Annotated in this window: 11 protein-coding genes; 4 read left to right on the top strand and 7 right to left on the bottom strand. The window is 54.8% G+C overall.

Annotated features, from left to right (window positions below; genetic code table 11):
- Positions 1-252 precede the first annotated feature (252 nt).
- The 3 genes from acs (at position 253) to actP (ending at position 4,351) form a co-directional block, all read left to right on the top strand.
- Positions 253-2,211, top strand: coding sequence for an acetate--CoA ligase (acs, locus tag ACSPHG_RS01750; protein ID WP_435951744.1), 1,959 nt, complete (start codon positions 253-255; stop codon positions 2,209-2,211).
- A gap of 170 nt (positions 2,212-2,381) precedes the next feature.
- Entirely contained in the window at positions 2,382-2,696 is a 315-nt protein-coding gene (locus ACSPHG_RS01745; protein ID WP_435951743.1) for a DUF485 domain-containing protein, read from the top strand.
- Positions 2,690-4,351, top strand: a complete 1,662-nt coding sequence (gene actP / locus ACSPHG_RS01740) for a cation/acetate symporter ActP (protein WP_435955923.1) — start codon at positions 2,690-2,692, stop codon at positions 4,349-4,351. Before ACSPHG_RS01745 ends, actP begins: the two co-directional genes overlap by 7 nt.
- 43 nt (positions 4,352-4,394) lie before the next feature.
- On the opposite strand, the gene ACSPHG_RS01735 is transcribed toward actP, so the two are convergent.
- The 5 genes from ACSPHG_RS01735 to ACSPHG_RS01715 all read right to left on the bottom strand — a co-directional run bounded on the left by ACSPHG_RS01735 (position 4,395) and on the right by ACSPHG_RS01715 (position 9,326).
- A complete protein-coding gene (locus ACSPHG_RS01735) occupies positions 4,395-5,084 on the bottom strand; it encodes an LrgB family protein (protein ID WP_435951741.1) in 690 nt (229 codons plus the stop codon).
- Complete coding sequence (locus ACSPHG_RS01730; RefSeq protein ID WP_435951739.1) at positions 5,077-5,502, bottom strand: CidA/LrgA family protein; 426 nt, start codon at positions 5,500-5,502, stop codon at positions 5,077-5,079. The genes ACSPHG_RS01735 and ACSPHG_RS01730 overlap by 8 nt, the downstream gene beginning before the upstream one ends.
- 81 nt (positions 5,503-5,583) lie before the next feature.
- Positions 5,584-7,692: a polysaccharide biosynthesis tyrosine autokinase gene (locus ACSPHG_RS01725; RefSeq protein ID WP_435955922.1), complete on the bottom strand. Its 2,109-nt coding sequence runs from the start codon at positions 7,690-7,692 to the stop codon at positions 5,584-5,586.
- A gap of 47 nt (positions 7,693-7,739) precedes the next feature.
- Entirely contained in the window at positions 7,740-8,174 is a 435-nt protein-coding gene (locus tag ACSPHG_RS01720; RefSeq protein ID WP_435951738.1) for a low molecular weight protein-tyrosine-phosphatase, read from the bottom strand.
- Positions 8,175-9,326: a polysaccharide export protein gene (locus ACSPHG_RS01715; protein WP_435955921.1), complete on the bottom strand. Its 1,152-nt coding sequence runs from the start codon at positions 9,324-9,326 to the stop codon at positions 8,175-8,177. It lies immediately after the preceding gene.
- Positions 9,327-9,636: 310 nt separating this feature from the next.
- On the opposite strand from ACSPHG_RS01715, the gene ACSPHG_RS01710 reads away from it, so the two are divergent.
- Positions 9,637-10,530, top strand: a complete 894-nt coding sequence (locus ACSPHG_RS01710) for a LysR family transcriptional regulator (RefSeq protein ID WP_435951737.1) — start codon at positions 9,637-9,639, stop codon at positions 10,528-10,530.
- A gap of 2 nt (positions 10,531-10,532) precedes the next feature.
- On the opposite strand, the gene ACSPHG_RS01705 is transcribed toward ACSPHG_RS01710, so the two are convergent.
- Together ACSPHG_RS01705 and ACSPHG_RS01700 are read right to left on the bottom strand one after the other, a co-directional pair.
- On the bottom strand, positions 10,533-12,179 hold the full coding sequence (locus ACSPHG_RS01705; RefSeq protein WP_435951736.1) for a Na+/H+ antiporter: 1,647 nt from the start codon (positions 12,177-12,179) through the stop codon (positions 10,533-10,535).
- A gap of 152 nt (positions 12,180-12,331) precedes the next feature.
- Entirely contained in the window at positions 12,332-16,312 is a 3,981-nt protein-coding gene (locus tag ACSPHG_RS01700) for a S6 family peptidase (protein WP_435951735.1), read from the bottom strand.
- Positions 16,313-16,583: the final 271 nt, after the last annotated feature.

Below are 16,583 nucleotides of genomic sequence, written 5' to 3'. Positions count from 1 at the left end.
CTCCATTTGCATACTTAAACAGGACTTAAAACACCTCTGTGACTATAACTATTTGTTATAGATTAATTTTCTTCATTCCATTTTCAAATAATAATTTCCGTGAATTATTTCTCCTGAATCATTCGTTTGGATGATTTTTAACCATTATTTGAATGCGTGATCTGTCGCCCAAAAAGTAAACAAAGCCAACCCCGCCCCTTCAATTAACGTTTACGTGACATATTATTAACAACTTCAAGGAGAAAAAAAGCCATGACCCAACAACATAAACACGCTATTCCCGCAAATATTGCGGAACACTGCCTGATAAATCCTGAACAGTATCAATCCATGTACAAGCAGTCGGTGCATGACCCGGACGCGTTCTGGGGCGAACAGGGGAAAATCCTCGACTGGATTAAACCTTACCAGAAGGTGAAAAACACCTCCTTTGCGCCGGGAAACATTTCAATTAAGTGGTATGAAGACGGCACGCTGAACCTGGCGGCCAACTGCCTGGATCGCCATCTTAAAGAGCGCGGCGACCAGACGGCGATTATCTGGGAAGGCGACGACGCCACGCAGAGCAAAAATATTACCTACCGCGAGCTGCACCGCGAGGTCTGCCGCTTCGCCAACACGCTGGTCGATCTTGGCATTAAGAAAGGCGACGTGGTGGCAATTTATATGCCGATGGTGCCGGAAGCCGCGGTGGCGATGCTTGCCTGCGCCCGCATCGGCGCGGTGCATTCGGTGATTTTTGGCGGCTTTTCGCCGGAAGCCGTGGCCGGACGCATTATCGACTCCAGCTCTCGCCTCGTGATTACCGCCGACGAGGGCATCCGCGCGGGCCGCTCCATTCCGCTGAAAAAGAACGTCGATGACGCGCTGAAAAACCCGAACGTGAAAACCGTTGAGCACGTGATTGTTCTCAAGCGTACCGGCGGCAACGTTGAATGGCATCAGGGGCGCGATCTGTGGTGGAACGAGCTGGTCGAAAAAGCCAGCGCCCACCACCAGCCCGTTGAGGTTAACGCCGAAGACCCGCTGTTCATCCTTTATACCTCCGGATCAACCGGCAAGCCGAAGGGCGTGCTGCACACTACCGGCGGCTATCTGGTTTACGCGGCAACCACTTTCAAATACGTGTTTGATTATCATCCGGGCGACGTTTACTGGTGTACGGCGGACGTCGGCTGGGTCACCGGCCACAGCTACCTGCTGTACGGCCCGCTGGCCTGCGGCGCAATCACCCTGATGTTCGAGGGCGTTCCGAACTGGCCTGCTCCGAACCGCATGGCGCAGGTGGTGGACAAGCACAAGGTGAATATTCTCTACACCGCGCCAACCGCCATTCGCGCCCTGATGGCCGAAGGCGACAAGGCGATTGAAGGCACCGACCGCTCGTCGCTGCGCATCCTTGGGTCCGTCGGCGAGCCGATTAACCCGGAAGCCTGGGAGTGGTACTGGAAGAAAATCGGCAACGAGAAGTGCCCGGTGATGGACACCTGGTGGCAGACCGAAACCGGCGGTTTTATGATCACCCCGCTGCCGGGCGCAATCGAGCTTAAGGCCGGTTCGGCCTCGCGTCCGTTCTTCGGCGTGCAGCCCGCGCTGGTGGACAACGAAGGCAACCCGCAGCAGGGCGCAACCGAAGGAAATCTGGTGATTACCGACTCCTGGCCGGGCCAGGCGCGCACGCTGTTTGGCGATCACGAGCGCTTCGAGCAGACCTACTTTTCTACCTTTAAAAACATGTATTTCAGCGGTGACGGCGCGCGTCGCGACGAAGACGGCTATTTCTGGATAACGGGCCGCGTGGATGACGTGCTGAACGTGTCCGGCCACCGTCTGGGTACGGCTGAAATTGAGTCGGCGCTGGTGTCGCACCCGAAAGTTGCCGAGGCCGCCGTGGTGGGCATTCCGCACAATATTAAGGGCCAGGCGATTTATGCCTACGTGACGCTAAACCACGGCGAAGAGCCGACGCCGGAGCTGTATACCGAGGTGCGCAACTGGGTGCGTAAAGAGATTGGCCCGCTTGCCACGCCGGATATCCTGCACTGGACGGATTCGCTGCCGAAAACCCGCTCCGGCAAGATTATGCGCCGCATTCTGCGCAAAATCGCCGCCGGCGATACCAGCAACTTTGGCGACACCTCGACGCTTGCCGATCCGGGCGTGGTCGAGAAACTGCTGGAAGAAAAACAAGCTATTACGATGCCTTCATAACCATTTCTGACCCCGCCCTCTCATCTCCGGATGTAGGGCGGATAAGTGCAACGCCATCCGCCGGTGAGTCGTTCCTCTATGGCCGATGGCGCTTCGCTTATCCCCCTACGGTGGTACCGCGTGGCGAAAGGGAACACAACAACACAACCCTTACCTCTGGAGATTCTGTGATGAATGACCTCATTTATCAGCGGATAGAACACAGCGCGCATTTCAGGGAGTTAGTCGAAAAACGGCAACGGTTTGCCATTCTGTTATCGATAATCATGCTGGTGATTTACGTCGGCTTTATCCTGCTGATTGCCTTCGCGCCCGGCTGGCTGGGCACGCCTCTGCACGCGGGCACCAGCGTCACGCGCGGCATTCCCATTGGTATCGGCGTGATTGTGATTTCGTTTGTGCTCACCGCCGTTTACGTCTGGCGGGCTAACGGTGAGTTTGATCGCCTGACCCACGAGATGCTGCGCGAGGTAAACGCATCATGAAACGTCTTCTCGCAGCGCTTGCTGCTCCCCTGCTCGGCCTGCCCGCCACCGTGCTTGCCGCCGATGCCATCACCGGCGACGTGCAGCGCCAGCCGACGAACTGGCAGGCGATCATTATGTTTGTGGTGTTCGTCGCCCTGACGCTGTACATCACCTACTGGGCCTCGAAACGCACCCGCTCGCGCAGCGATTACTACACCGCAGGCGGCAATATTACCGGCTTCCAGAACGGGCTGGCGATCGCGGGCGATTTTATGTCCGCCGCCTCCTTCCTCGGCATTTCCGCGCTGGTGTACACCTCGGGCTACGACGGGCTGATTTACTCGCTGGGCTTCCTGGTCGGCTGGCCGATCATCCTGTTCCTGATTGCCGAACGCCTGCGTAACCTCGGGCGCTATACCTTTGCAGACGTCGCCTCTTACCGCTTAAAGCAGGGGCCGATTCGTATTCTGTCTGCCTGCGGTTCGCTGGTGGTCGTGGCGCTGTACCTCATCGCGCAGATGGTCGGGGCCGGCAAGCTTATCGAACTGCTGTTCGGCCTGAACTACCACGTTGCGGTGGTGCTGGTCGGCGTGCTGATGGTGATGTACGTGCTGTTTGGCGGCATGCTCGCCACAACGTGGGTGCAGATAATCAAGGCCGTGCTGCTGCTGTTCGGCGCGAGCTTTATGGCCTTTATGGTGATGAAGCACGTCGGCTTTAGCTTCAACAATCTGTTTAACGAAGCCATGGCGGTACACCCGAAAGGCGCGGCGATTATGAGCCCAGGCGGCCTGGTGAAAGACCCGATATCCGCGCTTTCCTTAGGGTTAGGACTGATGTTCGGTACCGCTGGCCTGCCGCATATTCTGATGCGCTTCTTCACGGTCAGCGACGCCCGCGAGGCGCGTAAAAGCGTGCTCTACGCCACCGGTTTTATGGGTTACTTCTACATTCTGACCTTTATCATCGGCTTCGGGGCGATCATGCTGGTCGGCGCGAACCCGGCGTTTAAGGACGCGGCGGGGGCGCTTATCGGCGGCAATAACATGGCGGCGGTTCACCTGGCTAACGCCGTGGGCGGCAACCTGTTCCTCGGCTTTATCTCGGCGGTGGCTTTCGCTACCATCCTGGCGGTGGTTGCGGGGCTTACGCTTGCCGGGGCTTCTGCGGTTTCACACGATTTGTACGCCAACGTGTTCCGCAAAGGGGCTTCCGAGCGCGACGAGATCCGCGTCTCGAAAATCACCGTGCTGATTCTGGGCGTGGTCGCCATCGGGCTGGGCATTTTGTTTGAGAAACAAAATATCGCGTTCATGGTTGGCCTGGCGTTCTCCATCGCCGCCAGCTGTAACTTCCCGATTATCCTGCTTTCCATGTACTGGTCGAAGCTGACCACGCGTGGCGCGATGATCGGCGGCTGGCTCGGCCTGCTGACGGCTGTGATTCTGATGATCCTCGGCCCAACGGTTTGGGTGCAGGTGCTCGGTCACGCTAAGGCTATCTTCCCGTACGAATACCCGGCGCTGTTCTCGATTCTGGTGGCGTTTGTGGGGATTTGGGTGTTCTCGATTACCGATAACACGGCGGAAGGGAAGCTGGAACGCGATAAGTTCCGCGCCCAGTTTATTCGTTCCCAGACGGGGATTGGTATCGAGCAGGGCCGCGCGCATTAACGTTTAATCCCCGGCCAGATGGCCGGGGCTTATTTTCAAATCATTAAAACATCAGCCAACCTACTAACGGTGCTGCCAGCACCGTCACCACGCCGGAAAGCATCATCACCAGGCTTGCAATCACGCCTTCCTGCGGGCCAAGCTCATAGGAACGCGCGGTGCCCGCCCCGTGGGAAGCCGCTCCGAAACCCGCCCCTTTTGCCATACCTTCGCGAATCGACAGCCGCAAAAACAGCACGTCCCCTATCGCCATGCCAAACACGCCGGTGACCACCACGAACAGTGCGACCAGCTCCGGCTGCCCGCCGATGGGCTTCGCCGCTGCAAGCGCAAAGGGCGTGGTAATGGAACGCACGGCGAGGCTGCGCTGGATTTCATCGGACAAGGTGAACAGACGCGCGAGCCAGACGGAGCTGGTCACGGCCACCACCGTGGCGGTGATAACGCCCGCCGACAGCGACATCCAGTGGCGTTTAATCACCTGCAAATTGTCGTAAACCGGCACGGCGAAGGCGATGGTCGCCGGGCCAAGCAGCCACAGCAGCCAGTGCGCCTCGCCCATGTAATTTTGATAAGAGATGTGGCCGAAAATCAGCATCGCTACCAGCAGCAGCGGCGTGAATACCAGCGGCATCAGCGGCAGTTTGCGAAAGCGGCGGTAGAGTCTTTTATTGGCGAAATAAAGTATCAGCGTGATGGCAAGGCACAGAATTCCAACCTGGAAGCTAGTCACCGCGCGCCTGCCTACGGGCTTCCCGCGCCAGCTCGAAACGATAAACTTTGTCCACCACCAGCGCGGTGGCCCCCAGCACCAGCATCGTGCTGATGGCGATCACGAGGAAGATGCGCCAGCCGTCGACCATCAGCAGCTGCGCGTAGTTCACCACGGCCACCACGGCGGGCACGAAGAACAGCAGCATTTCCGCCAGCAGCCAGCGCGAACCGGCACGCACCCAGCTAAGCGGCACCACGCGGCAAACAATCAGCGCCAGCAGCATGATCATGCCCACCAGGTTAGCGGGAAGCGGCAGGTGCCACCAGTCAACGAGGCGTTCTGCGGCAACAAAGAGTGCCGCATACATGGCGACCTGGACGGGGATTTGAAGACGGGTGAGAACTGCAGGCGTAAAACGACCTAGCGCCACGGCCATGAGCTTGATACTCCGCAATAAAGTAGAGCTGCATTATAGAAGGGCCGTGGCGTTATAAATAATGAATAAAAAGCATCGCAACTATGGTGCGATGGAATAGTAGCTGTATTCGTACGAGGAAGGGCTGCCCTTTTCTACGCCGTTAAAGACCACGCCGTCGAGCTTCACGCCGCCCATCTGGAAGCGATTTATCGCCATTTCCAGCTCTTTGACGCTGTTGGTTTTATAGCGCAGCACCAGCAGGGACAGCGCAACATGCTGGGCAACGATCGCCGCATCGGTAATCGGCAGGATTGGCGGGGTATCGATGATCACGTAATCGTAATGGCTCCGCGCCCAGTCCAGCAGCTGCACAAAATGTTCGCTCATCAAAAGCTCGGATGAACGTGCGGATACCGCACCGCGTGAAATAATGTCGAGGCCCGGCTTTAGCGACGATTGGACGGTTTGCGTAAACGCGGCTTTGCCCTGAAGAATCTCACTTAACCCTGGCCCTTCTTTTAGCCCGAGCAGTTCGTGTATATAGCCAAGGCGGAGATCGGCATCAATAACCAGAATGCTTTTTCCGGCGTCCGCAATGACGGAGGCAAGGTTGCTGCTGACGAAGGTTTTACCCGCCCCCGGCGTCGCGCCAGAGATAAGAAAGGTGTTTCCCCCCGCCTGTTTCAGAGCGAGAAAAAGCCCGGTCCTCAGACTGCGTAAGGCTTCAATAGCCAGATCCTCTGGGTACTCTTGTGCCAGCCAGATATTTTTACGCCTCGCCTGCTGCTTCCTTACCTGGCGCTGTTTGCCGATAAGCCACTTGCTAAGCGGCACGGACGCCATGACGTCGACGCCGTAGGATTCAATGACCTCGACGTCTTCAATAGGGTTTCTGAAAACATGCAGCATCAGGCAGTAGCCGCTGGAAAAGATCAGCCCCAAAAAAGCGCCAAGCACCACCATCAGGCTTTTTTTGCTGCCAACCGGCCTCGGGTCGCTAACCGCCTCATCGACGATGCGAATGCTCGCCACGGTGCTGGCGTTGGCGATGCCTAACTCTTGCTGCTTTGCCATCAGCTGCATATAGATTTCCTGGCCCGACTCCACGTCGCGCTTAATGCTCAAAATTTCCTGCTGCTTTTTGGGCATGTTCGAAATGGTTTGCGCGAGGGACGCCTTTTCTTTATTCAGCAGCGCCTCTTTTTCCAGCAAAGAGCGGTAAATCGGGTGGCTTTTCGTATACTTTTTCGAGATCTCAACCTTCGCGAGCTGTAGCTCGTTTTGCTGAGACTGAATAACAACCGCCGCATCCAGCGCCGCCTTGGCCTCCAGCGGAAGATCGATCGAACCGTTTTCTTCCTTAAAGTCATGCAGCTGCCTGTCGGCCTGATTGAGTTTCTCCAACACGCCGGGTAAAAGGCTGTTCACAAACTCAAGGCTTTTGGACGTTTCCTCGGCCTTACGAACCCGGCTATCCTCGATAAAATTCAGCGTGATATTGTTGAGGATGTCGACAATTTCCTGCCTTTCAGAGCCGGTAAAAGAGACGCTGAGCAATCCGCTGTCTTTGTTGAGTTCCGTGGCGTTCAGGCGCGTGAGCAAATCTTGCAGGACGGTAAACTTTGAACGGAAAACGAGGTTAAATTCAGTGCCTGCCGAAGCCGCAATCCGTGCAACGTTAATGGCGAAACCGTTTTGTTTCACCGTTTCATTTATCCGGCCGGTGATGCTCCCGGCTTCGCCCAGATCGAGCTGGTAACTATCGGGCGTAAGAATCGTCAGCGTCCACGGCAGGTCCTCGCTTTCTGGCGGGACGCTAAATGCGTTAACGTCGATAGCGCTTTTTGCCGGGCCAGAAAAAGCCTCCAGCCACTGGCCAATGACGGGGAACTGTTTTTCGGTGATGACGACCTGTAAGCCCAGCTCATCAATCGTCTGGTTAAGAACCCGCCGGGATTTGAGGATACCCATCTCGGTCGAGGCCGAAGTCATCTCCTCTTCCAATGGGCTCATCAATTTTCCGATAAGGTTATTTGATGAATTTTTTTCGAGCTGAACTAATACGCTGGCGACATAAACAGGCATCTTTGCGGAACTTAATCCAAAGGCCAGTAAAGCAAAAATAAGCGTGGTACAAATTATTTTATATTTATTAGCGTAAATCGTAGAAAGAAGACGCAGGAGATCGAGTTCTTCAACCCTGTCCATTTTTAAGGGCAATTTTTTATCCATACTCATAGCTTTTTCCACACTTTTTAAGCTTGTAAAGCTTTCTTCCATGACATCGTTGCATCACTAATTCGCTGATAAACCGCGCGATAAAGTTCATTGCTTTTTTGGTAGGGGTCGGGAATATCCTTGCGGCCATTCCAGTAGGTCAACAAACGGCTTTTACCGCTTAGCTGCGGATATTGTTGACTAATAATAGTTAACTGGCTCGCTTCCATAGCCAAAATAAGATCGCACATCGAGCCCATTGCAAGAGTAAATTTTTGCGAAGAATGTTCGAGATTTTTAATCCCATTCTCATTGGCTATCCGCGACATTGTTGCATCAGCCGTTAAACCCGACGAAGCATTCAACCCGGCAGAATGAATTTCAATATGCGGAAGCAAATCTATTAATTGCCAACGTGCTACCGGTGAACGACAGATATTTCCAGTACACACCACCAGAATGGATTTCACCATCTATTCAGTCCAGCGGTTGATAAGGCGCGTTGATTCGGTAATATCTTTCATTCCGCTAATGGTTGGAATGAGCTGACTAATTACGCGGTTCCAGCGTGCGACCGGCGCAGTGGTGACATAAACGATATCGTAGGGTTGCAGTTGGAAAACGGTGCCCATGACAAGCGCGCTGGCGTCTGACGCATCGAGTTGATAAATATTGGCAATTTTATCGTCATCGATTTTGTTACCTGAAAGGGAACGAATAACAAAAATTCCCGTCGCATCTGAGGAAATTTGATTGATACCCTCCGCTCGGCCCAGGGCTTCGGTCAGGGTCATGCCGCTGCTGTCCATTTTCAGGACGGTCTGTTTATTGACTTCACCCATCACAAAAACCTTCAGTTCATCATTGCGCGGAATATAGAGAATATCACCTGCAAGCAACAGCCGGTTTTGTGTGAGATCGCCTGATTTAAGCAAGGCATTTAATGACAGGGTTTCTTTCTTGCCGCCGCGGTTTAAAACCGCATGGTTCCAGTCAGCTGATTCCGTTAATCCGCCGGCCTTATTTAGTGCGTCAATGATTGTTAAAGGAACATTAGTAATTGCCTGCTCGCCGGAATGAGCAACCTCGCCGGTAACATAGGCTTTTTGCGAACGAAAATTAGCAACGCTTACGTCAACCTGGGGAGATTCAATCCACGGGGCGAGTTTTTGCGTTAACACTTCACGCACTTCTTCGAGCGTTTTTCCTTCGACGTGGATTTTACCGGCATAGGGATAGAATATGGTGCCGTTAGCCTGCACCCAGTTTCCCGTATCGCTGGCGCTACGGTATTGCCCGGCAGGGGTAGTTAATTCCGGATGATCCCAAACGGTGACCATAAGAATATCACCGACACCAATACGATAATTATAACCCTTGATGATACGTTCTAAGGAAGGATTGGCTTGCGCGGTGATTTTTTGCGTCTGCAACGAGGCCACAAGGGCGGGTGAAATAGGATAAACGCTTACCATTTCACTGATGTCTTTTTTACCGTCCTGCGTTTCAACGACGGTTTTATCGGAAGTTTTAAGATGGCTGCCTGGCTCTAGCGTACAGCCGTTGAGCAAGAGAGACAGCAATAAGCTCATCACCTTGGTAAATATTATTCTTTTCATTATCATCACTGAAGAAGGAGAGGCCGCATGACATACAGAAGATTTGGAAAATAACAATTGCGCTTTGCATTATTATTATGGCAATCAAATGAATATAGGTCGTGCAGAAACTTCTTATCATATATTTAACGCCTACATTGTCAATTGTACCACTTTGAATATTCAATTAAGCAGCGCTTACAACATATAACCACCTGATTACCCTAATAAATACCATCTAATACTTTCTCATTAAATTACTATTTAATATATTCCTCATGCCAAAAATATCTAAAATGAATTAATATTGACTGACATACTATGAATGGGGAAGGTTATGGATATCCGAACGCTGCGCTATTTTGTTGAAGTAGTCCGGCAACAAAGTTTTACCCGCGCGGCGGAGAAGATGTTTGTCACGCAGCCCACCATCAGCAAAATGCTGCGCAATCTGGAAGATGAGCTTGGCTGTACGCTGCTCATCCGCGACGGGCGCAAGCTGATGCTCACCGACACCGGGCAGGTCGTTTACCAGCGCGGTTTAGCCATTCTTGCCGAGTTCCGCCAGCTCGAAGCCGAGCTGGGGGATATTAACCATCTCAGCAAAGGCGTGCTGCGCCTCGGCATCCCGCCGATGGTTGGCATGCTGATGACAGGGCCAATCGGCCTTTATCGCCAGCGCTACCCCGGCGTGGAGCTGAAAATTTCCGAATTTGGCGGCCTGACGGTGCAGCAGGCGGTGATGAACGGCGAGCTGGATTTAGCCATGACGGCGCTGCCAATTGAGGATGAAAGCGCCTTTTCGAGGCTGCCGCTGTTTCGCCACCCCCTTTGCGTTCTGGTGCCCCGCTCCGGCCCGTGGATGTCGCGTACCAGCGTCAGCCCCGCCGAGCTTGCCGCCCATCCCCTGCTTATCTACAACGAAGATTTTGCCCTCAGCCGCCAGCTTATGCAGCTGTTTCACGAATGCGGCTTCGCGCCGCAGATTGCGGTACGCAGCGGGCAGTGGGATTTCCTGGCTGCCATGGTACAGGCCGGAATCGGCATTGCGATTTTGCCAGAGCCTATCTGCCAGAAGCTGGATAAAACGACCCTAATGTGGCTGCCGCTGGAGAGCGATTTGACCTGGCAGTTGGGAATGATTTGGCGGGAGGGCGTTTATATTTCGCAGAGCGCGCAGGCGTGGATTGCCTGCTGCAAAGAGTTTTGGCCGGGGATCCCCGGCCAATAATTTTAGTGCTGTTCGATGAGCAGGGCTTCCAGCAAATCCAGATCGTGCAGCAGCTTTTGCAGCGTCTCGTTGCTGATTTTCTGCGTGGCGCGCAGGTGGTACAGCTCCGCGCGCTCGGAACGCAGTGCCGCAAGGCGGAAGCGGCGCTCCAGGTTTTCCTCCAGCTCGCTGCTTTCGACGTCGTTTCGCCCGTCGGCCCGGCGTCGCAGGTTACCGATGACGCGGGAACTGACCTCTTTGAGCAGCTGATCGTCAATATTCTCTTTGGCATCCGCCGCGAGGCGCTCTTCCATTTTCTGAATCGCCACGATGGCAACTTCAGCCGTCGCCGAGCGCGCTAAACGCTCCTCCTTGCGCGCGACAGATTTATCCGCCACTTCCACATGCTTGAGCAAAATGGGCAGCATGATCACCCCCGCAAACAGCGAGAACAGGATCACGCCAGCGGAGAGGAATATCAGCTCGTAACGCGCCGGGAACGGCGAGCCGTCACCGAGGAACAACGGGATAGAGAGTACACCGGCAAGGGTAATGGCCCCGCGCACGCCGGCGAACGAGGCAATCGCCAGCTCGCGGGTGGTGAAAGAGCCGAACTCCAGCGGACGCTTCTTCATAAAGCGCAGGCTAAGGCGTTTCATGGACCACAGCCACAGGAAACGCACGCCGATAAGCGCGATGTAAATCATGCCCACGTCGAGGAACAGCATCCACAGCTCAACATTCGGGTCGGCGTTTGCCGCCTCGATGGACGTTTCGAGGATGCCCGGCAGCTGTAAACCCAGCAGCAGGAAGACCATGCCGTTAAAGACAAATTCCAGCATGGCCCAGACGCTGTTGGCACGCAGACGCATGGCCAGCGGGGCGCTACGCAGCACGCCGGAGCGTGTGATGGTCATCCCCGCCGCAACCGCCGCCAGGATGCCCGACACGCCGATGTGTTCGGCAATCAGGTAAGACGCGAACGGCAACAGCAGAAGCAGCAGGATTTGCGTGGCGGGCTCATCGCCGCTCCAGCGGCTCATCAGGCGCAGGGATTTACCGTACAGCCAGCTCACCGCGATACCCGCAAGCAGGCCGCCAATCGCCACCTTCATAAACTCGACGGTTGCCCCACCGACGGTGAAGACCATGGTGCCGACCGCAACCGCGACCGCCATTTTCAGGGAAACCAGGCCGGACGCATCGTTCATTAACGCTTCGCCCTGCAGGATGCCCATGATTTTCTTCGGAATGCGCCCTTCGCCGACGATACCGGACAGCGCCACGGCATCGGTTGGCGAGAGTACGGCAGCAAGCGCAAACGCCGGGATCAGCGGAATGCCCGGCACCAGGTAGTAAATAAGGAACCCAATGCCCACCACGGTGACCAGCACCAGCACGAGGGCAAGGCCGATAATCTCCCTGCCATGGTTGAGAAACTCATGGGTCGGCGTTTTCCAGCCGTCGGCAAACAGCAGCGGCGGGATAAACAGCACGAGGAAGAGTTCGGGGTCGAATTCAACGTGCAAACCAAAGTGCGGCCACGCAAGCAGGGCACCTATGGCGATTTGCATCAACGGCAGGGGGATCTGGAAAGGCAGCATGCGCGTGGCTACCCCAGATAAAGAGACCACCAGGGTCATGATGAGAATGGTAAAGAAGATTTCCATGCTTTCCTTAGTCGCGGTGTGTTGTGAAACCCTTTTTGCAGGATGTTGTTCTAATAATAAAACAACTTTATACACCGAAAGGAAACAGGAAATGCCTTGAAAGGAAATAAGAGGCGGGTCACAGAACGTGACCCGCAGGATTAATCAACAAACTAGAATTTAACTTTCACCCCGGCAGTTCCCTGCCAGAAGTCCACGCCTTCAGCCTCCAGGCGACGCTGATACTGCACGCCCACGTTCAGCGACACGTTATCGGTAGGGTTATTGACGATGCCAAAATCAACCATTCCCGTGCTGCCTGCCGTACCCGCATAGAAACTGCTGGATGACTGACTTCCAGACCCGGCGATTTCCAGCGTGCTATCGTCGCTGAAGTCCTGCACCAGCGTAGTGTTCGCCACTACCGCCCATTTTCCGCTGATTGACGCATCCCAGTCATAGCGGTAACGCAGCCCAAGGCGGCCGGTCTGGCGGGTAACGTCGTCGTAATGCACCCGCGTTCCGTCGATGTCCGTAACATCATCCACCTGCAGATACTGCACGCCCGCTCCCACCATCGGGGTCAGCTCGTGGCTACCCAGTTTGAACCTGTAACCTACATCAACCGCACCGCCAAATGACTTGGCGTTAATGTCCGCAACGTTACTTCCGCGAAGATCCGTGGACACGTTGCCGTCGTACTTCGCCACGTCCGCGCTCAGTTCTGCCGTTAGCCCGCTACGATGTTCGTATGCCAGCAACGAGGACAGCCCCCACGCGGTGTACTGCGTTTTGCTGTTGCCGTCTGCCGCATCCGGCGTCAGTTCCAGATTGGCGCTTGAAAGCCCCAGACTCAGCCCGAGCGACTGGCTGTCATCACCCCATTGCAGAACGCGCGCGCCAAATAGCCAACCTTCCTCTTTCTGTTTGTAGTCGTAGCCGTAATCCAGGAAGCCGCGCGAAGTGTGATAGCGATCTTCGCCGTTCAGGTACTGGAAGAAGACGTGCAGTTTCTCATCGTCATCGGCCAGCGACTGATTGCGGAAGGTTTCGCTCATGCGGCTGCTGTAGCTCAGCATCGCCGACGGCAGGGAAATATAGGAAGGCACCTGCGGCGTAACCGCCAGGCGGCTTGGTTTTTTACCGCCGCCGTCAGGCACCGGCGTGTTGTCGCCGTCGTCTGGCACCGGCGTGTTGTCGCCGTCGTCTGGCACCGGCGTGTTGTCGCCGTCGTCAGGCACCGGCGTGTTGTCGCCGTCGTCCGGCACCGGCGTGTTGTCGCCGTCGTCCGGCACCGGCGTGTTATCGCCGTCGTCAGGCACCGGCGTGTTATCGCCGTCGTCAGGAACAGGCGTGTTGTCGCCGTCGTCTGGCACCGGCGTGTTGTCGCCATCGTCAGGCGCCGGCGTGTTGTCGCCGTCGTCAGGCACCGGCGTGTTGTCGCCATCGTCAGGAACAGGCGTGTTGTCGCCGTCGTCTGGCACCGGCGTGTTGTCAATCGGTACGGTGTTATCCCCTTCGCTCAGCAGATTGTTTTGCAGGCGATAGTCCCAATACTGGTCGCCTGTCCCTTCAACCGCACGCTGATCGACAGCGCTGCGCCCCGGCGCAAAGGCGTACAGACCGTAGGCATAGGCACCACGGGCCACATAGCCACCCGCCAGCTTAAAGCTGTCTTTGTCCGCCTTGCCCGCAACCTGAATGAGCGACACCCCTTCCTGGTTATCCGCCACGCCGTCGTTGTTCACATCGGTGAAATAGTCATCGCCTGAGGTGGTGACCTGCACGTTTAACGGCCCGTCATTGAGATTCACGTCGCCGTTTATCCGCAGCGTATCGGCCTGAGCGTTATCCGCATCAAAATGCGCCCGCAGGTTGAGCAGCGAGTTCTTGCCCGCCGTCAGCGAACCCTTCACGGTCTGGCTGGCAGTCGTGAAGCTCAGCGATGCGATATCCGATGACCAGTACGGCGCCAGCTGAGCGTTTTCGCCAAGAATCACATCGGCCAGCGTGCCGTTGCCCGCCAGCAGCGTGTCCTGAGCGAGGGTCAGCGTCGAGGCGAGTGAGCCGTTCAGAACCAGCGCGCCGCTTTGTATGTTGGTGTTGCCGGTAAAAGTATTGTTGCTGTTGAGGTAAAGCGCGCCCGGTGCCACTTTTTCCAGCGTGCCGGTGCCGGTGATCTCGGCATCAATTACCGCGTCATTGTTGCCGTCGGTGCTGGTGGTTCTGCTCGCGTCCTGGTTGACGGTAATCTTGCTGCCGGACTTTAATGCCACCTGACCCGACAGATGCGATTTACTGTTGAGTATCAGTCTGGACTGGTCTTCGAGCGTCACGTCAGCATCAAGGGTGGCATGCTCGTTAATCCTCAGCATTGCGAGACTGGCAACGTTCACCTTATTGACCTTATAGGTTTCATCTACCCAGTCATTGCTGATGATTTCGCCACCGGCATGCGCAGTGGGGCGTCCGTCAAGGCTGAGCAGCCCACGTTTGACATTGAGCTGGTTTAAGTCCGCCCCGCCGGCAATTTCCCAGCGATGCGAGTTGCTGGCCGCGTTAAAGTCGACGTTAAGGTTAGCTGCCGTTTCGGCGCTGCCAAAATGGCCGATAAAGCGCTGTTGGGTGGTATTCGCCAGCGTCAGCGTGCTGACATTGTCGGCGTTGCCGTTGATGATGGTGGCCCCATCGTCATTATGATTCAACGTGGAGAAGGACATATCGTGACCGTTCAGGTCCAGGGTGCCGCCGCGATAGCCGAATCTGATATTCTCACCCGCGATCTGGTTTTCGCCCTCAAGACGGACCGTTGGGCGGCCACTGACTAGCGTTACGGTGGAAAAGGCATTCTGCTGGCCCTGTTCGTCGGCCCGCTGGTTCAGCACCACCAGGCCGTCGCCCACATTGAGCGCGCCCCCGTTGTTGCCCACGGCGTTAACGTGCAGCGTACCGGCCCCTATTTTATGTAGGGTATCTCCCGCCAGGCCGTTCACTTCCCAGTCAACGGTTTTACCGGCATCCACTTCTATGCCGCCGCCGACCCAGGTGCTGTTTTTACCTTCGGCAGACACAATGCGGTAATCGTTTGAGAACTGCAGCTTTGCCGCACCGTGGTTGACGGCGTTCTCCAGCACAATCAGGCCGCCATCACCGGCAAAGCGCAGATCTTTTGATGCATCCAGCTCGGCAGTTGTCGCCTGAGAAGGCAGGGCCGCATTCACGCCGTGCCACAGCCAGCTGCTTGCGCCCTGAGAAATATCGGTAGAGGTCCAGTGAATATCACCGCCAGTGGCGGAATCCTTTACGTCCGGATCGGTATTGTTGGCAATAACGCCGTTGAGGAAATCAAGCTGCATATCCAGGGTGTAGCTGGTATATCCGTAAGGAGGGTTCGTGCCTCCCCACGGTGAAACCCCATAAATCTTCCACTCTTTCTCAACGTTGTCATAGACATATAGCGGGCTGCCGCTGTCACCCGCCTGAATAGCTGAACTGAAAGGCTGGGCGCGGACATCCGGCGGGCCGTAGTTAGTCCAGCGTAAACGCCAGCTCTCAAAAGTCGGGTTGACGATAGTGCCGCCGCTTTTCCATGAATAGGCCCCGGTAAGATGTACCGGTTTCTTTGTGACGGGATCAATTTGATACTGGGTCCCAGCCCCTGCGCGCGCGAAATAAACGTAACGCCCACGATTGCTTCGTACATCCTGTGGATTAACGAGAGGCATCGGTGCGGCCTCTGTAACAACTTTATTTAAACGGGGAACGTGGAAGTCTCGCCTTTGTGTTTCATATTTCGGATCATTATTTCTATTGATTAATTTATATGAAGTTTTGTATTTCGCATTATTACCAAAGTCGACACTTTTATAGCCACCATTATGCGCGACGCTTGCCACATAAGAAGGGGAAATGAGTGTTGCATATCCGCCACTATTGATAGCGCCGAAATCGGGGATCGGGAAATTGAGCATGCCCGCCGAGGATCCATCGGTTTTAAAAACTTCAACGTTCTCTTTACCTACCCCGTACTTGCCGAGATTCTCCGCAAAATCACGGTAGTCCTGTACGGCGACATCTTCCCTCATTACGCCAGCTTCAACATCAAATAGCGCCAGCGCAATTAGGCTGCTAAGTAATTTAGGTTTCCATCTCATATATTAATTCCATTTAATCGAACATACATATTCGCCACATAAATACACTTGGCTTGGTCATGACAGCGCAGTGTACGAAATATCTGGAAATAAATATTGATGGAACGTAATAAAATTAAAATGACAGGCTGATGATATGCGAAAGATCTTAATCATCTCAATATCAGTAACGATTAACTTAATGGGATATTAAGAATATAAAAATCGAAGGATACTAATATTGAATTAATTAACTCTAAATTAATTAAACTTAATCTGTGGAAGGGAATAA

The organism is Dryocola baronae, from assembly GCF_051297175.1.
Classification (GTDB): Bacteria; Pseudomonadota; Gammaproteobacteria; order Enterobacterales; family Enterobacteriaceae; genus Dryocola.
The sequence above is the reverse complement of the archived record's forward strand: the minus strand, read 5'-3'. Positions and strand labels throughout refer to the sequence as shown.